General features: G+C 45.8%; 3 protein-coding genes and 1 pseudogene. 3 read left to right on the top strand and 1 reads right to left on the bottom strand.

Annotated elements, in window-relative coordinates; all coding sequences use genetic code 11:
* Both H6S82_RS27315 and H6S82_RS27310 read left to right on the top strand, forming a co-directional pair.
* Positions 1 to 210, top strand: a pseudogene (locus H6S82_RS27315) (DUF3084 domain-containing protein); the annotation flags it as partial.
* Positions 211 to 258: 48 nt separating this feature from the next.
* Positions 259 to 726, top strand: a complete 468-nt coding sequence (locus H6S82_RS27310; protein ID WP_190473495.1) for a pre-16S rRNA-processing nuclease YqgF — start codon at positions 259 to 261, stop codon at positions 724 to 726.
* Between the two features lie 123 nt (positions 727 to 849).
* On the opposite strand, the gene H6S82_RS27305 is transcribed toward H6S82_RS27310, so the two are convergent.
* Positions 850 to 1,113, bottom strand: a complete 264-nt coding sequence (locus tag H6S82_RS27305; protein WP_190473492.1) for a DUF3146 family protein — start codon at positions 1,111 to 1,113, stop codon at positions 850 to 852.
* A 201-nt stretch (positions 1,114 to 1,314) separates the two neighbouring features.
* Between H6S82_RS27305 and H6S82_RS27300 the strand changes: the two genes are divergently transcribed.
* Positions 1,315 to 2,736 (top strand): GTP-binding protein, encoded by a 1,422-nt coding sequence (locus H6S82_RS27300; RefSeq protein WP_242057128.1) that lies wholly within the window; start codon positions 1,315 to 1,317, stop codon positions 2,734 to 2,736.
* The last annotated feature ends 146 nt before the right edge of the window (positions 2,737 to 2,882 follow it).

The following is a 2,882-nucleotide window of genomic DNA, read 5'->3' as shown; positions in this document are numbered from 1 at the left end:
CGTGCTGGCATTGTAGCCGATCGAATTCAAATCGGAGACGATCGCATCGAAACGCTGACCCGCTTTCTAGAGCAAGTCAAACAGTCCAAGCAACCTTTAGATGTCCGAGTAGTAGCAGCGGAACCCACCTATACTGCTGGGCCTGTCAAAATGGATCTGATCGCCATTCAAGGCGGACAAGTGGTTTTCCGAACGCAATCGACTAGCTAAATCTGGGATTTTTTGGCACACTGAAGACTGCTCATCCAATTAGATGCCATGTTTTCTAAGGCCAATCCTACTCCCGACTCGGATTTGACTCCGGATCAGCCTGCGATCTTAGGTTTCGATCCTGGCCGTCAGAAGTGTGGTTTAGCTGTGATGGCGGTGGATCGCAAACTGCATTACCATGAAGTGATTCCCGCAGAAGAAGCGATCGCCAGCATTCAAAACTTACGCAAAAAATATCCCATTTCTGTTTTGGTAATGGGAGATCAAACTACTTCTAAAAAGTGGAAACAACAACTAACTGAAGAATTACCAGAACCTCTAAGAATAATTTTAGTTGATGAGCGTTACAGTACCTTAGAAGCACGCGATCGCTATTGGCAAATGTACCCACCCAAAGGGTTGTATAGCTTGATTCCCAAAGGAATGCGACCTTTGCCGCGACCTGTAGATGATATTGTTGCCATTCTCCTCATTGAAAGATACCTAGAACGCCTTTTAGGTGTTAAAAAAGACTAAGTTTATTGCTTTTTTGAACTTTAAAATATTCATGTCCCTGATTTTTTGAAAAAAATCCTGGCTTGAATATATATTGTCATCGCCAAATAGATAGATTTTTTAAGCGTGTTTTTAGACTTGGCGCTAAAGTTCAGCCCGGATTGTAAAAGCGTAATCTCCTCCAGGCTCTAATTTGTAATCTGATTTTTCCAGAAAACGACCCAGCGGTTCGTGAATTAAAGCTCGACCCAAGGACGGCTGAACGAACAACTTGCCTTGTCTGAAACACCACTGGAATTGCCAGTCATACTGACCCGCTCTCACTTCACCTTCAATGAAGCCTTCTTGCCAAGACTGTCTGAGAATCCGGACATAGGCAGTAGTTTCTGGCAGACGTTTAGAACTCACAACTTAATGGTGACTCGCTTTAAGGTTTAACTTTCATGGTAAAGCTGTGGCGATCGCAGTCAAGATGACTAGGATCGAATAAGTACCCCAGTGGCGATATACTGCCAAAAATCTCCTTATCCCCTGTCGATCGTCGGAGGTTACCCTTTGACTGCTAAGATTCCCGATCCCCCTTATCCCAATCGCAACGACTCTACCCCTTTGAATTCCGCAGATTTAGGCGAACTAGACAGCGTTATTTTTAGCTTTGCCGATATTCAAGCAGAACTCAACTACAAACAAGCACAAACCGCCCTGCGAGACATCGTAACCAACCTAGATCTGACACCGCAAGAACGAGCGGGACTAGAACCGGCAATTGAAGATTTAGAGGTGATGCTGGACAAATTAGAACGGTCTGTTGTCCAGATAGCCGTTTTTGGTATGGTAGGGCGAGGTAAATCTTCCATGCTCAACGCTTTGGTGGGCGAAAAAGTGTTTGAAACCGGCCCTATCCACGGCGTTACCCGCACCAGCGAAAGGGTAAATTGGTGCTACAGTCGAGAGACAGTCGGTAATAATAATTCCGAAGTTTTGCGAGTTGCCTTTCCAGGTAACGGTAATTCCCAGGTAGAACTAATCGATACTCCCGGATTGGATGAAGTGGACGGCGAAACTCGCGCCGCTTTGGCCCGTGATGTTGCCAAACAGGCAGATCTGATTTTGTTTGCGATCGCTGGGGATATGACTAAAGTAGAACACGAAGCGCTTTCCGAACTGCGGAAAGCCGGTAAACCGATGTTGCTCGTGTTCAACAAAATCGACCAATATCCCGAAGTAGACCGAATGGCAATTTATGAAAAAATTCGGGACGACAGAGTGCGAGAATTGCTATCGCCTGATGAAATAGTGATGGCAGCAGCTTCACCTCTGGTAGCGGAAGCAGTGCGTCGTTCTGATGGTAGTTTGGGAGTGCAGTTAAAGCCGGGAGCGCCGCAAGTTGAGGATCTCAAGCTGAAAATTTTGGAGATTTTGCACCGAGAAGGTAAATCGATCGTCGCGCTCAACTCGATGCTGTATGCCGATGAAGTCAACGAGCAGATCCTACAGCGAAAAATGGCAATTCGAGATAGCAGCGCTAACCGAATTATCTGGAACGCAACGATAACTAAAGCTGTAGCGATCGCACTCAATCCGGTCACGGCGATCGACTTACTCAGCGGTGCCGTCATCGACGTTGCTTTGATATTAACCTTATCCAAACTTTACGGCATCCCCATGACGCAACAAGGCGCGGTATCTTTATTGCAAAAAATAGCTTTGTGTATGGGCGGTTTAAGTGCTAGCGAATTGGTAGCAACTTTAGGTTTAAGTTCTCTGAAAAGCTTATTAGGTTTAGCAGCACCTGTAACAGGTGGAGTTTCTTTAGGTGCTTATGTATCTGTAGCAATAACTCAAGCTGGTGTGGCCGGTGTTTCATCTTACGGTATCGGACAAGTCACTAAAGCATATTTAGCTAATGGCGCTTCTTGGGGCCCTGATGGCCCGAAAGCTGTTGTCAGCCGCATTTTAGCTTCGTTAGATGAAAGTTCGATTCTTAACCGCCTTAAAGATGAACTGCGAGCCAAACTTAATAGGGGTTAGGGGTCAGGGGTTAGGGGTTAGGGAGAGGGAAGAGGTGGACTTTTGACTTTTGACTTTTGACTTTTGACTTCCCCTAGCCCCTAGCCCCTAATCCCTAGCCCCTTAAAAACGAGGGGTTTTGTCTTTTTTATCTTTAAAAGAAGACA

It is taken from the genome of Planktothrix sp. FACHB-1355 (assembly GCF_014748295.1).
GTDB lineage: Bacteria > Cyanobacteriota > Cyanobacteriia > Cyanobacteriales > Aerosakkonemataceae > Aerosakkonema > Aerosakkonema funiforme_A.
The sequence above is the reverse complement of the archived record's forward strand: the minus strand, read 5'-3'. Positions and strand labels throughout refer to the sequence as shown.

Excerpts from the sequence above, each read along its gene's own strand:
- H6S82_RS27310 (WP_190473495.1), top strand. The coding sequence starts at position 259 with ATGTTTTCTAAGGCCAATCCTACTCCCGACTCGGATTTGACTCCGGAT.